The 23,921-nt window shown below is 39.5% G+C and carries 19 protein-coding genes, 1 other RNA gene and 1 pseudogene; 15 read left to right on the forward strand and 6 right to left on the reverse strand.

The window, feature by feature from the left end:
• The first annotated feature begins 2 nt into the window (after positions 1-2).
• The gene (locus tag ABIB39_RS22435; protein ID WP_354432436.1) at positions 3-632 is read left to right on the forward strand and encodes an HAD family hydrolase; all 630 of its coding nucleotides are present in this window, start codon (positions 3-5) and stop codon (positions 630-632) included.
• A gap of 82 nt (positions 633-714) precedes the next feature.
• Here the strand turns inward: ABIB39_RS22435 and ABIB39_RS22440 are convergent, their stop codons facing one another.
• Positions 715-1,227 (reverse strand): DinB family protein, encoded by a 513-nt coding sequence (locus ABIB39_RS22440; RefSeq protein ID WP_354432437.1) that lies wholly within the window; start codon positions 1,225-1,227, stop codon positions 715-717.
• Positions 1,228-1,346: 119 nt separating this feature from the next.
• Between ABIB39_RS22440 and ABIB39_RS22445 the strand changes: the two genes are divergently transcribed.
• Positions 1,347-2,906 (forward strand): L,D-transpeptidase scaffold domain-containing protein, encoded by a 1,560-nt coding sequence (locus ABIB39_RS22445; protein ID WP_354432438.1) that lies wholly within the window; start codon positions 1,347-1,349, stop codon positions 2,904-2,906.
• A gap of 129 nt (positions 2,907-3,035) precedes the next feature.
• Here ABIB39_RS22445 and ABIB39_RS22450 read toward each other — a convergent pair whose 3' ends face one another.
• Both ABIB39_RS22450 and ABIB39_RS22455 read right to left on the reverse strand, forming a co-directional pair.
• Entirely contained in the window at positions 3,036-3,827 is a 792-nt protein-coding gene (locus ABIB39_RS22450; protein ID WP_354432439.1) for a murein L,D-transpeptidase catalytic domain family protein, read from the reverse strand.
• Between the two features lie 248 nt (positions 3,828-4,075).
• Entirely contained in the window at positions 4,076-4,654 is a 579-nt protein-coding gene (locus tag ABIB39_RS22455; RefSeq protein ID WP_354432440.1) for a nitroreductase family protein, read from the reverse strand.
• A 131-nt stretch (positions 4,655-4,785) separates the two neighbouring features.
• Between ABIB39_RS22455 and ABIB39_RS22460 the strand changes: the two genes are divergently transcribed.
• Entirely contained in the window at positions 4,786-6,000 is a 1,215-nt protein-coding gene (locus tag ABIB39_RS22460; protein WP_354432441.1) for a dicarboxylate/amino acid:cation symporter, read from the forward strand.
• Positions 6,001-6,049: 49 nt separating this feature from the next.
• On the opposite strand, the gene ABIB39_RS22465 is transcribed toward ABIB39_RS22460, so the two are convergent.
• A complete protein-coding gene (locus ABIB39_RS22465) occupies positions 6,050-6,388 on the reverse strand; it encodes a hypothetical protein (RefSeq protein ID WP_354432442.1) in 339 nt (112 codons plus the stop codon).
• A 215-nt stretch (positions 6,389-6,603) separates the two neighbouring features.
• Positions 6,604-9,036 carry an alpha-ketoacid dehydrogenase subunit alpha/beta gene (locus ABIB39_RS22470; RefSeq protein WP_354432443.1) on the reverse strand — a complete coding sequence of 811 codons (2,433 nt, stop codon included), beginning with the start codon at positions 9,034-9,036 and terminating at the stop codon, positions 6,604-6,606.
• 137 nt (positions 9,037-9,173) lie between these two features.
• On the opposite strand from ABIB39_RS22470, the gene ABIB39_RS22475 reads away from it, so the two are divergent.
• The 3 genes from ABIB39_RS22475 to ABIB39_RS22485 all read left to right on the forward strand — a co-directional run bounded on the left by ABIB39_RS22475 (position 9,174) and on the right by ABIB39_RS22485 (position 12,054).
• A complete protein-coding gene (locus ABIB39_RS22475; protein ID WP_354432444.1) occupies positions 9,174-9,575 on the forward strand; it encodes a DUF1573 domain-containing protein in 402 nt (133 codons plus the stop codon).
• A 141-nt stretch (positions 9,576-9,716) separates the two neighbouring features.
• On the forward strand, positions 9,717-10,913 hold the full coding sequence (locus tag ABIB39_RS22480; protein WP_354432445.1) for a pyridoxal phosphate-dependent aminotransferase: 1,197 nt from the start codon (positions 9,717-9,719) through the stop codon (positions 10,911-10,913).
• 79 nt (positions 10,914-10,992) lie between these two features.
• Entirely contained in the window at positions 10,993-12,054 is a 1,062-nt protein-coding gene (locus ABIB39_RS22485; protein ID WP_354432446.1) for an acyltransferase, read from the forward strand.
• Between the two features lie 30 nt (positions 12,055-12,084).
• Here ABIB39_RS22485 and ABIB39_RS22490 read toward each other — a convergent pair whose 3' ends face one another.
• Positions 12,085-13,425 carry an APC family permease gene (locus tag ABIB39_RS22490; RefSeq protein WP_354432447.1) on the reverse strand — a complete coding sequence of 447 codons (1,341 nt, stop codon included), beginning with the start codon at positions 13,423-13,425 and terminating at the stop codon, positions 12,085-12,087.
• 179 nt (positions 13,426-13,604) lie between these two features.
• Here ABIB39_RS22490 and ssrA point away from each other — a divergent pair.
• From ssrA to ABIB39_RS22535, 9 genes and pseudogenes are all read left to right on the forward strand, one after another.
• Positions 13,605-13,975, forward strand: a transfer-messenger RNA (tmRNA) gene (ssrA, locus tag ABIB39_RS22495).
• A 247-nt stretch (positions 13,976-14,222) separates the two neighbouring features.
• Positions 14,223-15,443, forward strand: coding sequence for a site-specific integrase (locus ABIB39_RS22500; RefSeq protein WP_354432448.1), 1,221 nt, complete (start codon positions 14,223-14,225; stop codon positions 15,441-15,443).
• Positions 15,444-15,818: 375 nt separating this feature from the next.
• Entirely contained in the window at positions 15,819-16,271 is a 453-nt protein-coding gene (locus tag ABIB39_RS22505) for a hypothetical protein (protein WP_354432449.1), read from the forward strand.
• Positions 16,272-16,274: 3 nt separating this feature from the next.
• Positions 16,275-16,457 carry a hypothetical protein gene (locus ABIB39_RS22510; RefSeq protein ID WP_354432450.1) on the forward strand — a complete coding sequence of 61 codons (183 nt, stop codon included), beginning with the start codon at positions 16,275-16,277 and terminating at the stop codon, positions 16,455-16,457.
• Positions 16,447-18,870: an AAA family ATPase gene (locus tag ABIB39_RS22515; protein WP_354432451.1), complete on the forward strand. Its 2,424-nt coding sequence runs from the start codon at positions 16,447-16,449 to the stop codon at positions 18,868-18,870. Before ABIB39_RS22510 ends, ABIB39_RS22515 begins: the two co-directional genes overlap by 11 nt.
• 25 nt (positions 18,871-18,895) lie before the next feature.
• Complete coding sequence (locus tag ABIB39_RS22520; RefSeq protein ID WP_354432452.1) at positions 18,896-19,114, forward strand: hypothetical protein; 219 nt, start codon at positions 18,896-18,898, stop codon at positions 19,112-19,114.
• Between the two features lie 113 nt (positions 19,115-19,227).
• A pseudogene (locus ABIB39_RS22525) lies at positions 19,228-21,452 on the forward strand (AAA family ATPase).
• A 27-nt stretch (positions 21,453-21,479) separates the two neighbouring features.
• Positions 21,480-21,656: a hypothetical protein gene (locus ABIB39_RS22530; RefSeq protein WP_354432453.1), complete on the forward strand. Its 177-nt coding sequence runs from the start codon at positions 21,480-21,482 to the stop codon at positions 21,654-21,656.
• 548 nt (positions 21,657-22,204) lie between these two features.
• A complete protein-coding gene (locus ABIB39_RS22535; protein WP_354432454.1) occupies positions 22,205-23,317 on the forward strand; it encodes a Fic family protein in 1,113 nt (370 codons plus the stop codon).
• The last annotated feature ends 604 nt before the right edge of the window (positions 23,318-23,921 follow it).

Genomic DNA, 23,921 nt, shown 5'->3' on the forward strand with positions numbered 1-23,921 from the left:
CTATGAAACGCGTACTGATCCTTGACCTTGATAATACCATCTATCCTGTACAATCCATATCCGACCACCTGTTCGGTAAACTTTTTAACCTAATAGACAAAGAATTGGGCGAAGCCGACAGGATCGCCGCCGAAAGCGCCAAACACGAGCTTACACGCCGCCCCTACCAGCATGTGGCAGACGAATTTGGATTTAGCGAGGAGTTGAAAGAAAGAGGTATGGACATGCTGCGCAATTGCACTTTTGACGAGCCGATGCACTCATATCTACAGTATAACGACCTAAAGCAGATCCCGATAGATAAATACCTGGTTACTACCGGCTTTACCAAATTGCAAATGAGTAAGGTGGCAATGCTGAATATAGGCGGCGATTTTAAACAGGTTTATGTTGTTGACCCAGATCAATCTGATCTTACCAAAAAAGACATTTTCCAAAAAATAATGCAGGAGAATGGCTACACTATACAGGATGTATTGGTAATTGGTGATGACCCACAATCAGAGATTAAAGCGGCTATCGAGTTAGGTATCGACACCTTCCTGTTCGACCCGGAAAGTAAGTACACCAACGAGGGCGTTACCCACCACGCTAAAGATTACAGGGATGTTGCGGAGATAGTGTTGAAGTAGTCCTATATATAATTGTAATCTCGTAGCATTATGGCGTTCAGGCATTGGCTACGAGATTGGCACGCTATCGCATAATGTAGGGTTACTTTTTCAACACCGCCACTGTCACTATCAGTTGCCCTAAATGCCGCATGGTGTGCTCGGCGCTATGCGTATAAAGGCCAATAACGGTTGATGGTAATTGCGCCCTGCCTACGCCTCTAAAATCGGTTAACCGGGTTACATCAGCATTGCTCAGTTGGGCTAATGCTTCATCTACCTGTTGGTTAAAAGCATCCACTAATTCCCTAACGCTGTATATTTTTGTAGTCGGTTTACCCTCGGCTGCAAGGTAACTTAATTGCTCATCGCCCAAAGCTTCCCCTCTGGCGTAAGTAAATAACCTATCCAGTACGCCGCTTAAATGCTGCAGATGAAACACGGGCGAAGCCATGCCTGCAACTTTTTGCCACAATAATTCGTCGGGGAAACCCACTAATAATTCATTTAATTCCTCGCGTGCCTGCAATAAAGCATGCGCAACAGGCTGTAACAAAGCGGGGATGTTATTCAACGGGCCTCGCATCCATACCTCAGGAAGCTTATCATTCGCCATAAATCAAATATAATTAAAGCCTTTTTGTCTGCTCATCACCCAAACGTAATTACTCAAATAAATTTGTACAACAAGTTGTGGTATAAGGATTGCATTGCTCCCATCAAATAATTATAAATATGACAATATCTACTATAAAAAGATCGGCCCTGCCGGTATTTCTTTCCTTCATCTGTTTACTGGCCTTAACAGTTCAAAGCTGTAAGAAAAAAAGCCGTTCGGACCTGGGTGCCGCGCTTTATAAGAAAACCAACAACAAAGTATTTAAAGATGCCACCCCCGAAGGCTTGGCAGAAGTTTTTAAACAAGTACTGGAAACCAACAAGGGCAAAATGGACAATCCAAAACTCATAACCGCTTTCTACGAAAAAAACGATTATGACCCGGTTTTCGTGATGGACCATATCTTTAATGGCGATGTTGATATTACCGCCAACTATTTCGAAAAGGCAAGCCAGCATGGGTTAGATCCAAAAATGTTTAAAGCAGATCAGATCAAACAACTGGTTGCCAAATTTAAAGACAAAAAAGGCATAAAAACCATTGAGGAGGCTTACCACGATATTGCCCAACTGGAAATCTTGATGGCGAATTCACTTATTACCTACTCAAGTGCGCTGCAGTTTGGTATGGTTAGCCCGCGTAAGATCTATTCACGTTACTTTACCGCAACCAAACGCCCGGATAGCACGTCGATGATGCAATCGTTAAATGCAACAAATTTAAAAACTTACCTCGACAGCATCCAGCCTAAAGACCCACAGTACCTGATGTTACAAAAAGCATTAATGGCGGGCGGCACGGCACAAGGCATGACCAAAGAAGAAACCACCCGATACTTAGTGGTTAACATGGAACGCCTCCGTTGGAAAAACAAACCTACACAGGCTAAATATGTGATCGTAAACATTCCGGATTACCGTTTGGATGTGATGGACAACGGTGCGTCAATCCTAAATATGAAGGTTGTTGTTGGTGAAGGCCGCAATACGGATAACACGAATAGCCTGGTTGAATTTGACGAAAGTGATAAAGTTGACCGCCCGTTTAGCCGCGAAACGCCGCAGCTTAATAGCATGATCCATAGTGTACAAGTAAACCCGGTTTGGAACATCCCGCAAAGCATCGCCAGTAAAGAAATTATGGTAGAAGCAGCGCAAGACCCATACTACCTGTCTAATAAAGGCATTGACGTTTACGAGAATGGCAAAAAGGTGGAAGACCCCGAAACCATTAAATGGGGAAGTGTATCAAAAGACAAATATGAGTTTAAACAACGCCCGAGTGATGATAATTCATTAGGCAAAATTAAATTCCTGTTCAATAACAACAGTAGCGTGTACCTGCACGATACACCGGCAAAAAGCGCCTTTACCCAAAGCATGCGTGCTTTAAGCCACGGTTGTGTGCGCCTTGGTGACCCGCAAGCATTAGCTAAAGCAGTATTTGGAGATGGAGCCACTTATGAAAAAATTGCTAAATCTATGAGCGAGGATAACCCCGAGCCTACTACCATTGGTGTACCTAACAAAATGCCGGTGTACATTACCTATGTTACCTGCTGGGCCGATAGCAGCAACACCCTGCAATACCGCCCTGATGTATATGGTTTAGATATCGTATTATACGGCCACCTGCAAAAGTTTTTAGCTAATACAGATCAACTCGCTACGCTGTAGTGATTAGTGAATAGGAGATTGGTTACTCAATAATAAGAGCACTTTTATAATCTCCGTCATCTAAAATTTAAAATAAAAAAGCCCGTCAGCATTACTGCTGACGGGCTTTTTTATAACTGATTAATTTGTTTAAAGCTTAGCTATCGTAGTCGCCCCTGTTGTATCAGGCACGTTTATAGAATTAGCCGGTGCAGTTTCATCTAATAATTTAGATGTGTAATTGCTGGTATTACCATTAATATACAACATCGAGCCACCTTTTATAGTATTGATAACCTGGTCAGACACCTCCGGAGATACGGCCGGGCAACCAAAACTACGCCCTAAACGCCCAATTTGGTTAATGGTATTCTGGCATACATAATCTGCAGCGTGGATAACAATACCACGTGCACGTGCAGCGCTGTTAACTCCTTCATCTAAACCATCCAATTTTAACGAGCGGCCGTGCTTGCCAAAATAAACTTCGCTTGCCAAATAAAAACCAAGGCTGCTTTGATGCGACTCATTATTATTTGAAAAACGGCTGGCCATATCATCACCACTACCCTGCCCGTGGGCAACCCATGTGTTTAACACCAATGTCTTATTCAGCACATCAATGACCCACATACGTTTCTCGCGGCTCGATTTATTAAAATCGACAACGGTAATGATGTTGCTGTTTGGGGCCAATTTATTAGCTAGTTTAAGGTTTAAATAACCTGTAATAGCTTTTTGAAACACAGCCACATCCATACCTGTTTGTTGCAGGTTGGCCGATGTATAAATATTAGCCACATACTGTGCAAAATATTCTTTAGCACCAAGAGTTTTGGCTGTAATTTTGTCTTTTTTGATCGCGCTAGTCGGTTTCCAACTGATAACCGTTATAGAAAATAACAATAAAGCGCCAATGATCCACCACAAGTGTTTTCTCATAAATATTGTGTTTAATCGTTTAATTTAATCTGGTTGCAAATCAACCAATGATATATTATTAGTTGATATTGTTAATTCAAATATACGAAATAAAGCGGCAAACATTGTCACAGCAGTCTAATCATCCACTTTTAAGAAATATTCATACTTAAAAGTTAACGAAAACCTTACTTAATCATCTTCAAAGAAGAACACTTGAGCGGTAAATATAAACCCTCTCCTTTAGAGAGGGCAGGGTGAGTCCCTTATTATTTATTCCAGGTGATCTTTTCTTCGATAGGTGTTTTTCTTTTGCCTTCGGGCTGTACATCTGTATAGCCCATAAACAATACACCAAGTACGCTATCTTCGGCACCTAAACCAAAATGCTCGGCATAAGCTGGCTTCAATACCATACCGCCGGTGCTCCAAAAAGCACCGATATTTAGTGCTGTTGCACCTAATAAAAGATTTTGTACCGCGCAAGATGCTGCTATAACTTCTTCAAACTGCGGGATCTTTGGCAAGTCGCCACGTTTTTGGTAAGCTACTATAACGTGCGATGCTGTGTTGGCTTGGTTTTGAAAGTTAGTGTAAACCGTTGGGTTAAAGCTTTCGCCCGGGTTGGCAGCTTTGTACAATTCGGCATGTTGTTCGCAGTAAACTTTAGGGTCTTCAAATACGATGAAGCGCCAAGGCTCGGTGTTACCGTGGTTAGGTGCCCAGTCGGCAAGTTCAAGTATAGAAGCTATGTGGCCGTTCGGGATCTTGTTACCATTCATGGTTGACGGCTTGATGGTACGGCGGGCCTTAATGTTATTTGCGATTGCTGAAAATGTAGTATCCATAGTTTAAAATATAACAGCCTGTTTTAGGCATCCGCAAAAATAGAGAAATAAGTTACATGAATAAATATTTTAAGAGGGATATTATTTATCTTTCAAAGCCATTAGTTGGTATCAAAACAACAGGCGAATAAATGAGTAAGTGGATAAAAAATTATAGCGGGATGATATGGCTGATAGCCGGCATAATTGCAGGCAGCATAGCCGGTATTGTACTGGGCGAACGGGCCGAAGTGCTAAAACCCATTGGCGATATATTCCTGAACCTGCTTTTTGTTGCCGTGATACCTTTGGTGTTTTTTGCAATTTCTTCGGCTATTGCCAATTTACAGGGTTCGCAAAAACTGGGGCGTATCATGGGTGTGATGTCGGCAGTGTTTTTGGGCACTATCATCATGGCGGCGCTACTTACCATTATTGCCTTATGGCTTTTCCCGATAGGGCAAACATCGTTTTCGGCGGCGGGCGCTACGCCTGTTGCAACAGGCAAAAACCTATCCGGCGACCAGATAACCCAGCTGTTTACCACCAGCGAATTTTTTAACCTGCTATCGCGTAAGAATATGCTGGCCATGATCATCTTTGCCCTGCTGGTTGGTTTCGGCGCACGCAGCGCAGCCGAAAAAGGGAAACCATTTGTTGAATTTTTAAACGCAGGTAACGAAGTTTTTAAGCAGGTATTCGGCATTATCATGAAAGCCGGTCCAGTTGGCTTGGGCGCTTATTTTGCTTACCAGGTTGCTGTATTTGGCCCATCGTTGTTTGGCACTTACGCACATGTGCTGGGTATTGGTTACGGGGTGAGCTTGTTTTACTACGCCGTGTTTTACAGCCTTTACGCTTTCATTGCAGGTGGTATAAAGGGCATTAAACGGTACTGGGGAAACAACATTATTCCATCCGCTACCGCGGTTGGTACCTGCAGCAGTATCGCCACCATACCTGCCAATTTAGATGCTGCTAAAAAAATGGGAATTACAGATGCCATTGCGGGGATTACCATTCCGCTTTTAGGCACTTTGCATAAGGATGGTTCCAGCATTTCTTCAATCCTGAAAATGTCAGTGGTATTTGCCATGTTCGGCAGGGGCTTTGATAGCGCAGAAGTGATCATCCTGGCCCTGGGCATGACGGTTTTAGTGAGTATTGTTGAAGGCGGAATTCCTAACGGCGGCTACATTGGTGAGCTACTGTTTATTTCGGCTTACGGTTTCCCGCCCGAAGCCCTGCCACCAGCCATTATCATCGGTACGTTAATTGACCCCGTAGCCACGCTGCTGAACGCCACAGGTGATACGGCTGCCGCGATGCTAATTAATAGGTTTGCAGGGGAAAAGCGGGTTACATAATTAGATGTAATACCCCTTTTACTGGAGTATTTCGAATGTAGTATTCTACTTATTTCCAAATTATAATTAATCGAACACGGTAAGTACCGGAACCAAGAATTATAAATTGTTTAATATAACATTTATCTGTTTCCCAATTATCGGTAATGCCTTTCCAATTATCTCCGCCATTGTCAGTCTCTTTAAATTGCGGATACTGATCTTGAATTTGTGTTGATATTAATTCTTTATTGGCATTAAACAACCTACCGAGTTCTTCTTTCTTTTCTATACTGCCCTCCCAATTATATTCAACTAATCGTAATGTGCTATCAGGTAATGAAAAAAAATAGCTAACAGCTTCGTTAAAAGGAATAAAATTGTGTTTATATATCCTTGGGTTAGCCAAAGTTAAACTATCTACACCCGGCAAATAATCTTTGCAATCCTTATCTGGTAGTTATACTTAAATTCCACCCCTCCCGATTTTGATTCTAAAGAGTCAATAACATTTAATGGTTTTCTTTCCAACATGAACATTGCTTGTTGGCTAAAACATAGCAAAGGGAATATATTAAGAAAGAAAACAACGAAGATTTTATTGATCATTGACTACTTAAACCCTTAAAATATCGCCGGGTATTTACCCGGGTTTACTTCGTTCATCATTTTATAAACAGCTTCTACCACATCATCATTAGATGGCTTGCTGAAATAGTCGCCATCAGAGCCATATGGTGGCCTGTGCTCGGCTCCGCAAAGGGTTTTGGGCCGTGCATCAAGCGAGTAATAGCCGTTTTGTTGTTCGATGATCTTTTGCAGGATAAATGCAGAACCACCTCCCGGCAGGTCTTCATCGACCACTAAAAGCTTATTAGTTTTTTGTAATGATCTGCCGCAAAGATTTTCCGTGTCGAACGGATAAAGTGTTTGCGGGTCTATCACTTCTATGTTGATGCCCATCTTGTTCAATTCCTCAGCTGCTTCCATTACAATACGCAGGGTTGAGCCATAGCTTACAACGGTTACATCCGTGCCTTCCCTCAATATCTCTGCCTTGCCTAATGGCACGGTAAACTCGCCAACGTTGGCAGGTAATTTCTCTTTTAAGCGGTAACCGTTAAGGCACTCAATAACAAGTGCAGGCTCATCGCCGCGCAGCAGGGTATTGTACATACCGGCAGCCTGGGTCATATCGCGCGGAACGCAAATGTGCATGCCCCGCAATGCATTCAGTATAAAACCAAGTGGCGAACCTGAGTGCCAAATACCCTCTAAACGGTGCCCACGTGTACGCACAATAAGTGGTGCACGCTGCCCGCCGCGGGTACGGTAGCTAAGGCTTGCAAGGTCATCACTTAAAACAGTGATGGAATATAACAAGTAATCCAGGTATTGGATCTCGGCAATTGGCCTTAAACCACGCATGGCTAAACCCATCCCCTGCCCAATAATGGTTGCTTCGCGGATGCCCGTATCGGTAATACGCAAATCGGTGTATTTAGATTGTAAGCCGGCAAAGCCCTGGTTTACATCGCCTATTGCACCAACATCTTCACCAAAAGCTACAATAGATTTATCGCGCTCAAAGTTGGCATCAAAACAAGCGTTTAATACCTCCCGGCCATCCATCAACTTAGCATCATCATCGTACGTTGGTGCGATAACAGGCACATATAATGGCGATTTTGGGGTATCGGTAAATAGCTTTGAGTTAAAACGCTCTGTATTTTTATCTTTTTCGGCAGCTAAATAGTTCACCAGGTTTTGGCGGGCATCGCTGTTTTCTTTAACGGTAAGGCGTAACACCTTACGGATGCAAGAAATGGTATCACGGCGACCCGGATCAACACAAGTTTGCAGGTTAGATACCATGCCAAGCAAATCATCTCGCCGTGCAGATTGCTGTGCAATTTTGTCTATCAGGTCAACGGCCTCGGCCATTTCCGCCTTTATCTCGTTCTCTAACTCGCTCCAGGCTTCGCGCTGGCAGTTACGCACGTGTTTTTTAGCTTCAGCTTCTAATTCATCAATCTCTTCGACAGCGCCAATTGCTGTTTCTATCATCCATTTACGCATCTGTAAGAGCGAATCATGTTCATCTTCCCAGGCCAAACGATCTTTAGATTTATAGCGCTCGTGGCTGCCCGATGTGGAGTGGCCTTGCGGCTGGGTCATTTCTACCACGTGGATCAGCACCGGCACATGCTCTTCACGGCAAATTTTAATGGCGCGCTCGTAAGTCTCGCAAAGCGCTACATAGTCCCATCCCCGTACTTTAAATATCTCGTACCCGTTACCTTTTGCATCCCGCTGGAAGCCTTTAAGTACTTCGGATATATCTTCTTTTGTAGTTTGCAGTTTTGCAGGTACAGATATGGCGTAGGCATCATCCCAAATAGAAATAGCCATAGGCACCTGCAATACACCGGCCGCGTTAAATGTTTCAAAAAATAAACCTTCGGACGTTGAACCATTACCTATGGTACCAAAAGCAACCTCGTTACCGTTTACCGAAAAGTTTTTAAGGTACTCAAGTTCTTTATTTTGACGGTATAATTTTGAAGCATAAGCCAAACCTAAAAGGCGTGGCATGTGGCCGCCTGTGGTAGATATATCTGCGGCGCAGTTCATTGTTTCGGCCTGGTTTGTCCAGTTACCGTCAGCATCTACATAGCGTGTAGCGTAGTGGCAGTTCATTTGCCTTCCGGCAGATGCAGGGTCTTTCTCAATATCGGGGTTAGCGTATAACTGGGCAAAAAACTCCTTCAAGTTGCTCATGCCTGTGGCAAACATAAAAGTTTGGTCGCGGTAGTAGCCCGCGCGCCAGTCGCCTTTTTTAAAAGCTTTGGCCATAGCCAACTGGGCTACTTCTTTGCCGTCGCCAAAAATGCCAAACTTGGCCTTACCTGTTAATACCTCGCGCCTGCCAATAATACTTGCCTGGCGGCTCTCGAAGCCAACGCGGTAATCATCGATTACAATTTTTCTAAAATCGTCAAAACTGAGTTCGGCAGCATTTGTAGTGTTGCCTGTGTTCAATACAGTTTCGGGCATATAAAATTTTGTTTAGTCGGTAAAATTAGGAAATTCTATTTTGTTATTCGTATTGGTTAGTGTAAAACATATAGTTTTTACAATAGTTTTGTATTTAGGTTAAACCTTTTATATTTGTAATAGTCAAACACGTAACCATGAAAAAAATATTAATGATATGCGCGGTAGTTTTAGGCTTTGCCTTTAATGCATCTGCCCAAGCCGACACGAAAGCCGAATTTAAATTTAACGAAGAGAAACACGATTTTGGTAAAATTGCACAAGGTACCCCGGTAACCACAGTGTTTGAATTTACCAACGTTGGTAAAGAGCCACTTATTTTAACCGATGTAAAACCTACGTGTGGTTGTACCATTGCAGATTACACTAAGACACCTGTATTATCAGGCGCAAAAGGTTCAATCAAAATCACCTATAATGCAGCGGTAGCATCTGCTTTTAACAAAACCATTGTAGTAACATCAAACGCTAAAACCCCAACAAAATATTTAAATATTGTGGGCGAAGTGGTTGCAAAAGCACCGGTAAGCAGCAAATAAGAAGCCTCTCCCCGGCCTTTAACAAAGAAAGTACATTCAAAAAATATAAGACACCGTAAAAACGGTGTCTTTTTTTTGTTACAAAGTCTCCCCACCCGGGGGAGATTTAGAGGGGGCTAATTTTTTTACTAATTTTGGCCTATGCCAAAGATATCTGAAAAAGGGCTGCGCATGCCCGCCTCTCCTATTCGTAAATTAACGCCCTTTGCCGATAAAGCTAAGCTTGAAGATAAAAAGGTGTATCACCTTAACATTGGCCAGCCGGATATCGAAACACCGGAAGGTATGCTGAACGCGATAAAAAATATTGATTTTAAGGTATGGGCCTACACCCCGTCCGAAGGCACCTTAAGCTACCGTACAAAACTTACCGAGTACTACAACAAACTGGGTTACAATATTACACCCGATAATATAATTGTTACCACCGGCGGGTCTGAAGCCATAACAATTAGTATGATGGCCTGCCTTGATCCCGGCGATGAGGTAATTATCCCCGAGCCGTTTTACGCCAACTACAACGGGTTTGCTAACCAAAGCGATATTGTTGTGAAACCGATCTTATCATATATAGATAATGGTTTCGCGCTGCCGCCGATAAGTGAATTTGAGAAACTGATCACCGATAAAACTAAGGCGATCATCATCTGTAACCCAAATAATCCTACAGGTTATTTGTATTCTCAGGAAGAACTTGACGCTTTAAAAGAACTTGCCTTAAAATACGATCTCTACCTTTTTAGCGACGAAGCTTACCGTGAGTTTTGCTACGACGGCCGCGAGTTTATATCGCCCATGCACCTGAGTGGTTTGGATGATAACGTAATTGTGATGGATACCGTAAGCAAGCGTTACAGCGCATGTGGCGCGCGTTTAGGTTGTTTGATCACCAAAAACAAAGCTGTACTTGCAGCAGGATTAAAGTTTGCGCAAGCGCGATTATCTGCAGGCATGGTTGAGCAAATTGCCGGTGAAGCAGCCGTGGATACCCCCGATGAATACTTTACCGCTGTAAACAAAGAATACACTAAACGCCGCGATACACTGGTTACCGCCCTTAATAAAATTGAAGGTGTGTATTGCCCTAACCCGGGCGGCGCATTCTATGTGGTTGCAAAATTCCCTATAGATAACTCGGATAAATTTTGCCAGTGGATGCTGGAAAGCTTTAGCCACAATAACCAAACGGTGATGATGGCGCCTGCAACCGGCTTTTACAGCACCAAAGGCGCAGGCCTTAACGAGGTGCGTATGGCCTACGTATTAAATAACGACGACCTTAATAAAGCCATGGAATGTTTGGCCGAAGGCCTTAAGCAATACCCGGGGCGGGTTTAGCGGGCAGATAGTGGTTTGCAATTTGTTTTAATAATCATACTTTGAGCAGGCAAACTGCAAACCAACAACTGCAAACCGAATGAAATTTAGCGACAGCATATCGCAAAGCGGCACACAAAACATCAGCTGGATAAATAACCTGCGGTTGATAGCTATGATCGCCGTAATAGTGCTACATACTGCCTCGCCCCTGCTTTTTAAGTATGCGGATAGCCCGCTTAATTGGTGGATGGCCGCGGATGTATATAACGCCATAGTCCGGTTTGCGGTGCCGGTTTTTGTGATGATAACGGGTGCTCTGCTGCTCCATCGCAAGTATAAGCTAACCGATTTCCTAAAGAAACGCATTGGTAGGCTCATCATCCCTTTCCTATTCTGGAGCCTTATCTACATCGCCTACCGCTGGAACAACGAAGAATTTTATTTTACAAACGATGCCTGGGCTAACATCCGCATGGTACTGCACAACTTTAAAATGGGCAGCTATTATCACCTCTGGTATGTGTACCTGTTGTTTGGTTTGTACCTGTTTATCCCTATACTAAGCAGTTTTGTGCGCCACGCGACTGAGAGAGAGATCCTATATTTTTTGGTGATCTGGCTCATCACAATGCTGGTCAGTAAACCTTATTTTACAAGGTTTGATACCGCTGTTGATCTACATAATTTTAGCGGCTACATAGGCTACCTGGTGCTTGGGCATTATTTGGCTTATAAGCAATTCCGTATTCGTGGGTTGCTTTTTATTGTGGTAGTAATATTTGTAGTTTTTGTGGCTATCATTGCCGCAGGCACGTATTATGATGAGTTGGAGGGCAAAGGGCTTACCACTTTCTTTTATGAGCCGATAGGCCCTTTTGTTTTAATATTGTCCGCAAGCGCCTTCCTCATCGCGAAGCACACCGTTGTAAAAATTAACCCAACGATTGATAAAATGATGAACAATGCAAGCAAGTACACCCTCGGCATTTACCTGAGCCATGCATTAGTGTTAAATTGTTTTGAGTTGATGGATATCAATTATACCCTTCTTAATCCTGTCATCAGCATCCCGCTTATTGCTTTGGCCTGCTTTGCGATAGCATGGCTGTCAATTTATATTTTAAGCAAACTACCTGTTATAAAATATGTGGTAGGATAAGTGATTTTATCAGGCCATCAATACCGTAAACTAATCTTTAACCACAACACCACTTGCTTTGGTTATCAACCTATAAAATGGATATGATAACAGAAAAAGCACCCCGACAATTATAAAACTACGGGTATCGCTTATGGCAAAGCCCACAAACAATACTAAAGTAACGGTAAGCGCCAAAATAGTCATGTAAGGATATCCCCATACTTTATATGGCCGATAAAGTTCCGGCTCCTTTTTCCTCAGCATTAACAATGATGCGAAAGAGCAAGCGGTTACAACTGTTAACATTACTGCCGAAAAAGAGAAAATTTGCTCGTAAGTATTGTACAGGATAAAAACTAACGTTAATACGTAGCAGATCAATAAAGAAACGTACGGGGAGCCGCCCTTATTTAGAGTAGCGCCCTGCTTAATAAAAAAACCTTCCCGGCTTAAGCCAAAAAGTATGCGCGAAGGGATAAGCATGTAAGCATTTAATATACTAACCACCGAAAATATAGCTATTATATTGATGATGACAGAACCCCAGCTACCAAAAGCAACAGCGGCAGCGGCAGCAGCAGCCAAAGGCGATTTAGCTATTGAACTAAGCGGAAGCACATACAAAATGGCTCCGTTAATTAACAGGTAAAGTATAATGATGGTGATACCGCCAATAAAATAAGACCGGGGTATATTTTTGCCGGGATTTTCATCTTCTTCTGCAAAAAATGAAACTGCCATCCAACCGTCATACGTACTTAAAATTAACTGCATGGCTTTAAAAAAGGCAATTATTAAGGCTCCGTTTATTACGGTGGGCTGTGTAACCAGGCTTGGCGACCGCAGGGGTTTAGCTAAAAAACACCCCACCACCAAAACCAACAATAGTAGGACTTTTAAAATGCTTGTGACTTTTTGGGTAACACTGCTTGTTTTAATACCGGGTAGGTTAAGCATGGTAAATGCGGTTAAATAACCTATACCCACTGCTTTATCATGCCCCGTTAATTGCGGAAACATCAGCGCTGTATATTCGCCTAATACAATGCAGAAAAAAGCCGGGGCGCCCACATTTAGTATAAAATCGAACCAACCGGCGGCAAAGCCTGCAAAGGTACCAAAGGCCCTTTTTATATAATTGAATGAGCCACCTGCTTTTGGCACCATAGCAGTTAGTTCGGCGTAGGAACTTGCGCACAATAAAATATACAAGCCAGTTAAAAGCCAGCAGCAAAGTATAAGTATTTTGTTAGGTAAAAGCGCGGCTATGCTGCCGGGGGTGCGCAAAATACCCGCACCGATAGTACTGCCCACAACTATTGAGATACCGAATACAATGCCTAAAACTTTTTTTAATTTTACTTCTTTTTGAGTTGCGGTTTTAGCCATTTGATTATCAATACTTTATTAGGTGCCTAAAGATAATAATTTAGCCTTAGGTGCTGTACACCGCTATATTTATTTCAATTGCCATCCGGTAAAAACTAAAACAGTATATTTGTGGTTGATTATTTGCAAACTGGAAACAGCTAACCCGATAGCTATCGGGGGGCAAACTCAAAAAAAATGGGGTCGACCGGAATTGACAGGATGGAGATAACTAAGTAAGCATGTAGCGCGTTGTGTGAATTAGCGCTTAAAACTGAACGCTCAAACTTACAAATGGCGAAAATAACTACGCCTTAGCTGCCTAATTTAGAATTAGCATAGCTTTTGTCCCGCCGGTTTTCTGTTCTGTTGGATCGGCAACCGGGGCATCGAAAAACGGAAATAGCCTGCTTTAAGGTGTGGAAAGCAAGCGAAACAAAGCACCTAAGGATTAAGGTACAGGTAAGCGGTTAACCTTCCATAGTCCCTACAATTAAATAACAGCTAAACATGTAGAAAGCTTTACTTATACCATGTTTGGACGAGGGTTCGAATCCCTCCGGCTCCACTAAGCATGTTTTAAAGAACATCAAAAACGCTGTAAATGAATCATTTACGGCGTTTTTTGTTTATAGCCTATTCAAATAAAACCAAATAATCGCATACTTCTGGTGACCTATTGGTGACCTGTAGGGGTTAAAAGCCCGATAGGTCACCAGAAAGCTTATAAGTTACTGTTATTGAGCCTGTTCAGTCATTAAACATCTTGATAGCAGGCATAAAAGGAACTAATTTTATAACTTTTAAAGCTTTAAGCGATGAACAAAACTTTTGGACTACTCTTCTATGTGAAGCGATCAAAAATGACCGGAAATGGAACCGCTCCTGTTTATTTACGGATTACAGTCGATGGAGAACGCATTGAGATCTCCTCTAAACGCTATGTCAATCCCGACAAATGGAATGCAAACGGACAGAAACTAAATGGCACCAGTGAGGAAGTACGCTCGCTGAATAACTACCTAAAAACCCTCGAACATGAGGTTTACGAAATTCATCGACACCTAATTGAAAAGAAACTACCTTTAACGGCAGTCAATCTAAAAAATACCTTGCTGAAAAAAGAAGAAGTGGCAACCTGCAAAATGCTGGTACCAATTTTTAAAGAGCACAACAGACAGGTTGCCGCGCTTATCGGTACAGAGTATGCCCAAGGAACAGCCGACCGTTACGAAACCAGCTTGAAGCATACCCAGGCGTTTCTTAAATGGAAATACAAGGTAGATGATATAAATATTGAAGGCATTAACCATGAATTTATTATGTCCTACGATTTTTATTTACGGTCGGAGCGCAAGTGTGCTAATAACTCTACCGTAAAGTACATGAAAAACTTTAAAAAAATCATACTGATGTGCATTGACAACGGATGGCTCGACAAAGACCCGTTTATCAAGTATAAGCCCAAAGTAAAGGTAGTGGCAAGGGACTACCTGACCAAAGAAGAATTAGCAACAATGGCTACTAAGTCATACAGCAGTTTGCGGATTGAGCAGGTGAAAGACATATTCATTTTCTGTTGCTATACAGGCCTGGCCTATATAGATGTTAAGCAACTTAAACGCTCAGAAATTATTAAAGGCATAGATGGGCAACAGTGGATTTACACTACTAGGCAAAAAACCAATACGGCATCCCGGATACCGCTCTTAACACAAGCCTTGCAAATTATTCAGAAATATGAACATCATCCTGAATGTGCCGATCTGGATAAAGTACTACCCGTATTATCTAACCAAAAGATGAACAGTTATTTAAAAGAGATAGCGGATGTTTGCGGAATTACCAAAGAGTTGACATTTCATATTGCACGGCATACCTTTGCAACCTCCGTAACCTTAGCCAATGGCGTATCTATAGAAAGTGTAAGTAAAATGCTCGGTCATAAAAACATGAGGACAACACAGCATTATGCTAAAATATTAGATTCTAAAGTAAGTGAGGATATGCAATTATTAAAACTCAAACTGGCCAATTGATTAATATTAATATTCGAACATATTTTAATTCGGGGCTGGTATATCGACCTAAAGCTGCATGGATGCAGCTTTAGGTTTGCAGAAAAGCAGGAAGAATTTGCATTGCCCCTATATTGAATGTTTTATAATGGCAAAATTCCTTACTCATCACTTTTTAATAAACTACTAACTGCAAATCTTTGATATAAAAGTTAAAAAAAAATCGTCTTTAAAAATAGTTTCAAAGATTATATTTATTGTTATTGACTACACTGGGTACCAAGGCATATTTTTCGTGTTAATAATTTAGTACTATCTGTAAATTAATTATTAATAGATTAACAAAAAATGTCATATCATTAACAAAATATTATATTTGTTATACCCTAAACGTATATGCAGACTATCACCATCTATTTTGATGAACCTAAATTATTTGATCCTGGAAATATTAATCCGTTAAGTGGTATTGCTGGATTGTATTTTATTTTTAGCAAATCCATATTTATACAATATCCATTTGACACATCAAGGCTGCTATATATAGGAATGAGCGAGCGTAAAACCAATAGTATTGGTAGCAGATTACTCGGTCACTTTGGCGGAAAATCAAAAAATATAGGTTTAGTTAATTACCGAAAGATAGAACCCCTCTATTTTACCTATATCAATTTCGAAATGCTGCGGAATAACTGGTCTTTCAGAATAGAAGACCTGGAGAGCTATTTTATATTAAATTTTGTGGAGCATTTTGGAGTATATCCTATCTGTAATAACAAAACTGGCGCAGAGGTTTTAGACAAAGCAGAATCTGCACCTTTTAAAATCGATTGGAACTATTTTAAATAAGCTATGGAGAATCAAGTAAAATCAGGAAAGGAAATATTGGATGATTTTTTTAAGGAAATAGAATCTATCGAAAACGTAGACAAGGGGATTGCACAATCTTTAGCGACCTTATATCAACAGGACAAGCTTACAGATGCCAATGTAAAAAATGAACTCCAAAAACTAAGGGAACGGAATGGCAATTAAGATCAAGAAACTGGAAATTGTTGGCTTAAGAGGCATACAAGACCAATTAACGCTTAATTTAGGAGAAAAATCCATTCTATTGTATGGAGATAACGGCACGGGGAAAAGCAGTATATCAGATTCTTTAGAATGGTATTATACGGATAGTGTTTCTCATTTGTCAAGCAGTGAAATTGACCTCAAAGATGCTTTGCGAAATGCTTATTTGGATAAGGATGTAGCCTCTTCGATTAATATCGGCTTCACTAAATCGCTTATAAATTCAGAACGCAAACTTTATGATAAAAAGGGTAAGCTAATTAGCGAGTTTTCGAACACTACCACAGATTTTACAGATTACCTGAATCGCTCGAAGAAAGAAAACTTAATACTACGCTATCAGTTTTTAAGGGATTTTATTGATCAGACCAAAGGAGATAAGCTTAAAAACCTGTCGGATATTATTGGTTTCTCTGAGGTTACCAAGGCTAAAGAAGTGTTAAAAAAGGCATTTAATTCTTTGAAGTCAGAAATTAAAACACAAAATTTCGAAACCCAGATCAACACTCAGAAGCAGACACTTATTGAAAAGATCGGTGCTGCCGTCAGCCAGCCAAACAACCTGTTTGAGAAAATCAATGAGATTATTCACTCCTTAAACCTTGGGATAGTTGTGGCATCAATGGATGATATCGACCAGGTTTTATTAAAGCTTAAAACACCTGCAAGTACCAAACTTGTAAATGAATTAAGGTTTTTAGAAAACTGTCATAATTCGCTTAGCAATTTTCAAAAGGAAACGGATTTTATTGACGCAGAGTACGTTAAATATTTCGTTGAATTTGATAAAATAGCCTCTGATGTTCAAAGTATCATGCAGACATTTTTGGCCGAGTTGTTAAAGACGGGTAGCGATGTGCTATCTAAAAAGATACATAAAGAGGAATCGTGCCCCCTTTGTTTACAACCCAAAAGTATCACGGATCTACAGGCAGAAATAAAAGTCAGGCTTCAGGAGATAGAGGAATCCGCAAAAAAGAAAGCATCTTATGATAATGCAAAGCAAGCTTTTTCAGGATTAATAACAGAACGATTACGAAGAGTAGAGGCAATTGCCGCAGACCCTTTATTTAATGATGCCACTAATACAACCATCAAATCCGCATTTTCGGATTTTAAGCAAAAGTTAGAACTATACCAGAAAGCGGCTAATGAAAAGGTAACATCAGGCAACAAGCTTAGCATCAACACGGAATTAAAATTAAAACCTTCTGATTTTAAGGAACTAGCTGCGCTTGACAGTAGAGCTACTAAAATTAAAGCCGCAATTGCAGGCGATAACACAACAGTTTTATATGCCAATATTTTGGCGGCAAAGGACGCTTTTTTAAAAATTAAGCGTTTTGAAGCAGACAGGGTTAAACTTGAATTGCAAAAGAACTCTTTAGAAGCTATCTACAATGAGTTCGTAAAAAGACAAAAAGAAGGTTTGCAGAATTTTATTGATACCTTTTCCGGCACTATCAATGAATTTTATCAGTTCATGAATCCCGGAGAACTGTTTGATGAAATCAAGATTGTTACGATTGGCGAAGATGATGAGTTGAATGGAATTACTATACAATATAAGTATAATGGTGAGTGGGTTTCCCCGCCACAAAAATACTTTAGTGAATCACACCTAAACTGTTTTGGTATTTCATTTTTCCTGGCATCAGTCGTTGCGTTTAACAAGGAAAATAAATTTCTAATCCTGGATGATATTATTTCCAGTTTTGACACGAGTCATCGAAAACGATTTGCCGATCTGCTCTTCGAGAAGTTTTCGGATTATCAGATCGTGCTTTTAACCCACGAGGAAGAATGGTTTCAATATGTCAGGCAATTAGCAAAGAAAAAAGGTTGGCTGATCAATGATATTCAATGGACGGAAGCAAAGGGAACCCATCTGGATGAACTGCCTAATGACTTAAAAGAGCTCATTGAGACAAGTATTACCAATGGTAATATCGGTTTTCTGGGAAACCCGATCCGAAAATATCTTGAACATATTTTAAAAGGAATCTGCTTGAACCTGGAAGTGAAAATGAGTTTTCGCTTCAATGATATTAACGAAAAGCGGATGCCCGATGAAATGCTTAATGAACTTAAATCAAAGATCAACAAGAGTAGTACTGAACTAAAAGCTAAATTACCTGTCATAGATCGCCTTGCTAATTCCTCCTTGTTGGGCAACCTGCTTTCCCACGACAATCCGTTTAAACCTAAGATGGGAGATTTAAAAGCGTTTTGGGATGATATTCTTGAATTTGAAAAAATATTTCATTGCCAAGATATAGCCTGTAAAAAACCTGATGTAGCTATGAAAAACTATGATACGGTAGCGAAAAAAATAAGATGTGGTTGTGATAAAACCAAATACGATTGGAAATAAATTTTTTAAATAAATATCAAAAATTATGGAAACATACGGTAACGCTGGAGGCGATTCTGGCATTTCAGCTTATGAAATAGGTTCAGATTATGTAAGCGTACGATTTAGTAACACAGGTAAAGTCTATACATATAGTTATAGCAGAGCAGGTAAAGGTCATGTTGACCAAATGAAGATACTCGCCAGGAGCGGCTCTGGACTGAATAGCTATATCATGAGGAATGTGAAAAATCTTTTTGATTAGTAGCTTCCTTTTTAATTCAACCTAAACCACCTTACACTATCATGATACAACGAATTGATTCTATTACAAATTTTGGAATTTTTAAAAACTATTCATGGAGTGGAAGTCCAGGAATGCAGGATTTCAAGGAAAAAAACATCCTCTACGGTTGGAATTATTCAGGCAAAACAACCTTGTCCAGAATATTCAGTTGCCTAAGAGATCAAACGTTGCATCATGATTTTCCATCTGGGTTATTTAAGTTAACAAGCGACCAAGGTTCTATTGACCAATCCAGTCTTGGGTCATTTCCTTACAAGGTTGCGGTATTCAATGCGGAGTATGCTAAAGAAAATCTTCGTTGGGAATATGATGAGCATATCAATGCTATATTTTTTGAAGTTGGCGACAATGCAAAAATAACCGCTCAAATCGAAAAACTTTCTTTATTGATCGAGGGAATCAATGGAAGTTCAACGGTCAAAGGAAAAAAGGATAAATTTCAGGCCGCCATTGATGAATATAACAGGTTTGAAACTTTATACACCCAGGAAGCCGGGCGAATAAAGAACGATTCTTTTGTAAGCTTAATTGAGTTTAACAAAAGTCACTTAAGAAAAATTAAAGATAAAGTTTTAACAGATTTAGAGAGTCATATCATCATCAACAAAGATGAACTTTTGACTATCAGCAAAACTGTAAAGGTAGAAGAACCTAAACCTCCAATAGAAGCTGTTTCTTTTCAAACTACATTTCAGCAAATAGTACAAGCAGCTAATGAGGCACTGCTTAAAGTTCCGTCAAGGTCACAAGTGATTGCAATCCTTGACAAGAATACAAGTGCCTATGAATGGGTTAAAACAGGCATCGGTCTCCATACAAAAAATGATAATTGTTTTTTTTGCGGTAATGAAATCGGTGAAAATCGATATAAAGAGCTGGTCAGATATTTTGAAAACGAATCCTCGCAACTTAAATTAAAGATAACTGAAGTATTAAAGTTGATTGCTACTGAAATCAGCATGGTTGATGAGTTCAATATGCCATCCAGTATAAATGACTTTAACGATGGTTTTCAGGAGGAATTTCAAAAAAGAGAAGCTACAATTATCAAGGAATCAATGAAGTACAATGCGATACTTAATAAAATAGGTGCTGCATTAAAAAAGAAATCGACAGAGAAAATATATAGTAAAATCGTTGGTGGTTTTCAAGAAACTGCTGTTAAGCCGTTGTTGGACAGCATTGAACGATTACAAGACCTAATCTCAAAAAACAATGATTCGTTGATAATTTTGAGGAAACGATAACCATAGAACGGGATAGGTATAAAAATCATTTAGTGGCCCTGTTTTTAAAGCAATCAAATTATGTTGTTAAAGAGGCCAAATATGAGAAAGCCTTGGAAGATATTAAAAAGTTAGATGCGCAACTTGATAGGCACGAAGCAGAAATACAGCGACTTAACGCATCTAAAGAAAGTGATGCTGAGGGGTGTGTACAGTTCAATTCGTTTGTACAAAGTTTTTTAAGCCGGGATGATATCAAAATAGAGCTAAATAGCACTACAAAAAAGTTCAACTTGATGCGTGATGGCATTTTTGCCCAGAATTTAAGTGAGGGTGAAAAAATGGCTATATCTTTTTCACATTTCTTGGTCAGCCTAAAAAGTTTTGAGCAAAAAGGTATACTGAAAGACTATATTGTATATATAGACGATCCTATATCCAGTTTGGACAGTAATCATATATTTCAAATAAATTCTTTATTAAAAGATTTATTTTTCGAAAAAGTCACAGATCCCGCAAATTCTAAACAGTCTATGTGGAAATTAAATTGCAGGCAATTATTTGTTTCAACACACAACTTTGAGTTTTTTACGCTACTCAAAGAATTACCAACTGATAAGTATAAAAAAGAATCGAAATATTTTATTACAAGGAGTTTAGATCGATCAATCATTGAGAACTTACCTTCTGTATATGGTTCATTCGCTTCTGAATATCATTATTTATTCTCGGAAATTTTAAAATTCACAAATGAACCAAGTAGAAGCGCGTCAAGTAAACTTTTACTTATGCCCAATATTATGAGAAGGTTTGTTGAAATGTACACTTTAACCAAGTATCCAACGAGCGAAACGGTTGATGTACGTGCTGAAATAGTCTTTGGTAAACGACATTCCAAAAGAATTTTAAAGCTATTACATTATTTCAGCCATTTTAACAGCCTTGATAGAATACATAAACATAGTGAGTTCGTAGCGGACATTGAGCATGCTTGCGATGATGTAATCCGGCTGATAAAAGAAACAGATCCAATGCATTATAACGCCCTTGAAGCATCTGCAAATTCTTGATTTAATAATGCTGCAAAACATTGACGTATGTTAACAATTTTTAAGGCTATTGGCGGGCAGATAATCATAATATTAGATTATCAACCAAATTCTCTATTAAAAAGAGATATGGCAATTTCTATCTACTTTGTTACTAAAAGAGATTCCAATAAACGAATTATCCCATATTCAACTGTTAAGCAACAAACAGCGGGAGCCGGGTAAAATGTCAAGGCCGGGCAAACCGTTAAAAAACAAAACAAAATTGCCCGCTTGTATAGCCTTTACTTTTTACCCGGCGGTGGCTATATTTGCGGAAGTGGTGAATATGGGATTTTCATATTCACCACTATTAAGTGAAATGCTTTTTTTTAACGTAGAACCTATTTTTAGTCGTATCGTTATGAGGTTTGGCAAAAATGGATATAATTGATAAATTGGGCTGGTAATAGGTAATGCAAGAGATACTTCAGCCTTGTATTGATTTCAAGACTAAGCCAGTCATTGTTAATGAGTAAAACTATTTCTCGATTAGTCTGAAATTATCATTAACGAAAATTTAGCCAACATTTATCGGGTGGTTTTACACCTAATTTCATTGATTTATATGTCCAATTTATGTTTAAATATGAACACGTAGGCGTTTGGTGTCCATTTTTTAAAATTAACCATGCGTTCATATTATGCCATAAAATGAACATGATACTTTTTTTGTTCAAAAATATTCAGTTTATTTGCAACATGTTCAAAAATTAGTTAAAAATGGACATATCATGACTTACGACAGAACCAAACCATTTAATGATTTACCGTTATTGCCACCAAAATCGGAAATCGAAAATGACGTTGAAATTTTAAAGAAATTGGTAACGGCATCAAGAGCATTAGCGGCCGTAAATAGCAGCATAATGCGACTGCCTAATCCATTAATGTTGGTGAATACAATTGCTCTACAAGAAGCCAAGGACTCTACCGCTATCGAAAATATTTTCACAACTGAGGATGCTTTATATAAAGCCATTTCAGATACTGTTCAAGAAGATAAAGCAAATATTGCAACCAAAGAGGTATTACGTTACCGGGAAGCGCTATGGACTGGCTACCAGCTAATACAGGAAGAAGGCCATATTGATTTAGAAAGTATATTGGGAATTTTCAGGCAAATAAAAAATACATCATCGGGGCTTAGATCGCCGGCATCATTAACTATAATACAGCGTGGTCAAAGTGAATTTCGTTCGGGTGAAGTAATTTATACTCCACCAAGGGAGCTTGGTATATTGGAAAAACTAATGGATAATTTGTTGACCTACTTAAATGATGATCAAAAATATCCCACAGACCCTTTACTAAAAATGTGTTTTGCTCACTATCAATTTGAAGCCATACATCCTTTTCCTGACGGGAATGGAAGAACGGGCCGTATTTTAAACCTATTATATCTTGTACAAGCGGGTTTGCTAAATCAACCTGTACTTTATCTGTCTAAATATATTATCGTTAATAAAGACGACTACTATTATAACTTAGGTATTGTTACTCAACGGGGTTCGTGGAAACCTTGGATACTATATATGCTGGATGCAGTAGAAAAGACAGCTCAATTAACGAGCCAGTTAATTAACAGCATACTTGCACAAATGGATTCAACGCTGGCACACGCCAAAGGTTCAATAAAGTGGTATAATAAAGAGGTAAATGAATTAATTTTCAGTCAGCCATATATCAAACCAAAATTCATCGGTGATCAATTAAATATAACATCCAGAACAACACTAACAAAATACTTTAATGAATTGGTTGATGCTAAAATATTAAGTCCTATAAAAGATGGTAAAGAGTTATTCTATATGAATGATGATTTAATCCGCATTCTGGAGGGGTAATTAAAACCATTGCAATTTTAGACAAGTAAGAATGTAATTCTTATCAAAGGTGCCGAAAAAGCTGCTGTAATAAATATTATAGCAGTCGTTTTATTAAAGTCAAATCAATTTTTTTCTTTGACGAATGAAGAGACAGTTTGTTTGAGTAATTACCAAAGAGTTGACATTTCATATTGCCCGTTATACATTTGTAATATTTGTAACATCTGTAACTTTAGCGGTGTCTCCGTTGAAAGTGTAAGTAAAATGCTTAATCATAAAAATATGAGAGCAACGTAGCATTACGCCAAGTTACTGGATTCTAAAGTAAGTGTGGATAGGGCTTTATTAAACTAAAACTGCCCAATTAATTATAAGTGACATTTTAGTCTTCACCTTTAGGGCTAACGAGCTAATCAAAAGCTGCATTTTGACAGCTTTTGATATTTAAGATATACCTTACATTTTACTTAATGCGCCAATTTGGTTCTGCACTCGTTTACGTCGGAAAAGTTTATAGCGCACTCCACCCTGTAACCCTCCCTTAGTTCGGACTGGTATTTTATAGACTTATTTAATTCAAAAATATAATTATTGTTGTTGTAACTGTGGGGATGTTGGAAAC

The organism is Mucilaginibacter sp. UYP27 (genome assembly GCF_040547175.1).
In the GTDB taxonomy this organism is placed as follows: domain Bacteria; phylum Bacteroidota; class Bacteroidia; order Sphingobacteriales; family Sphingobacteriaceae; genus Mucilaginibacter.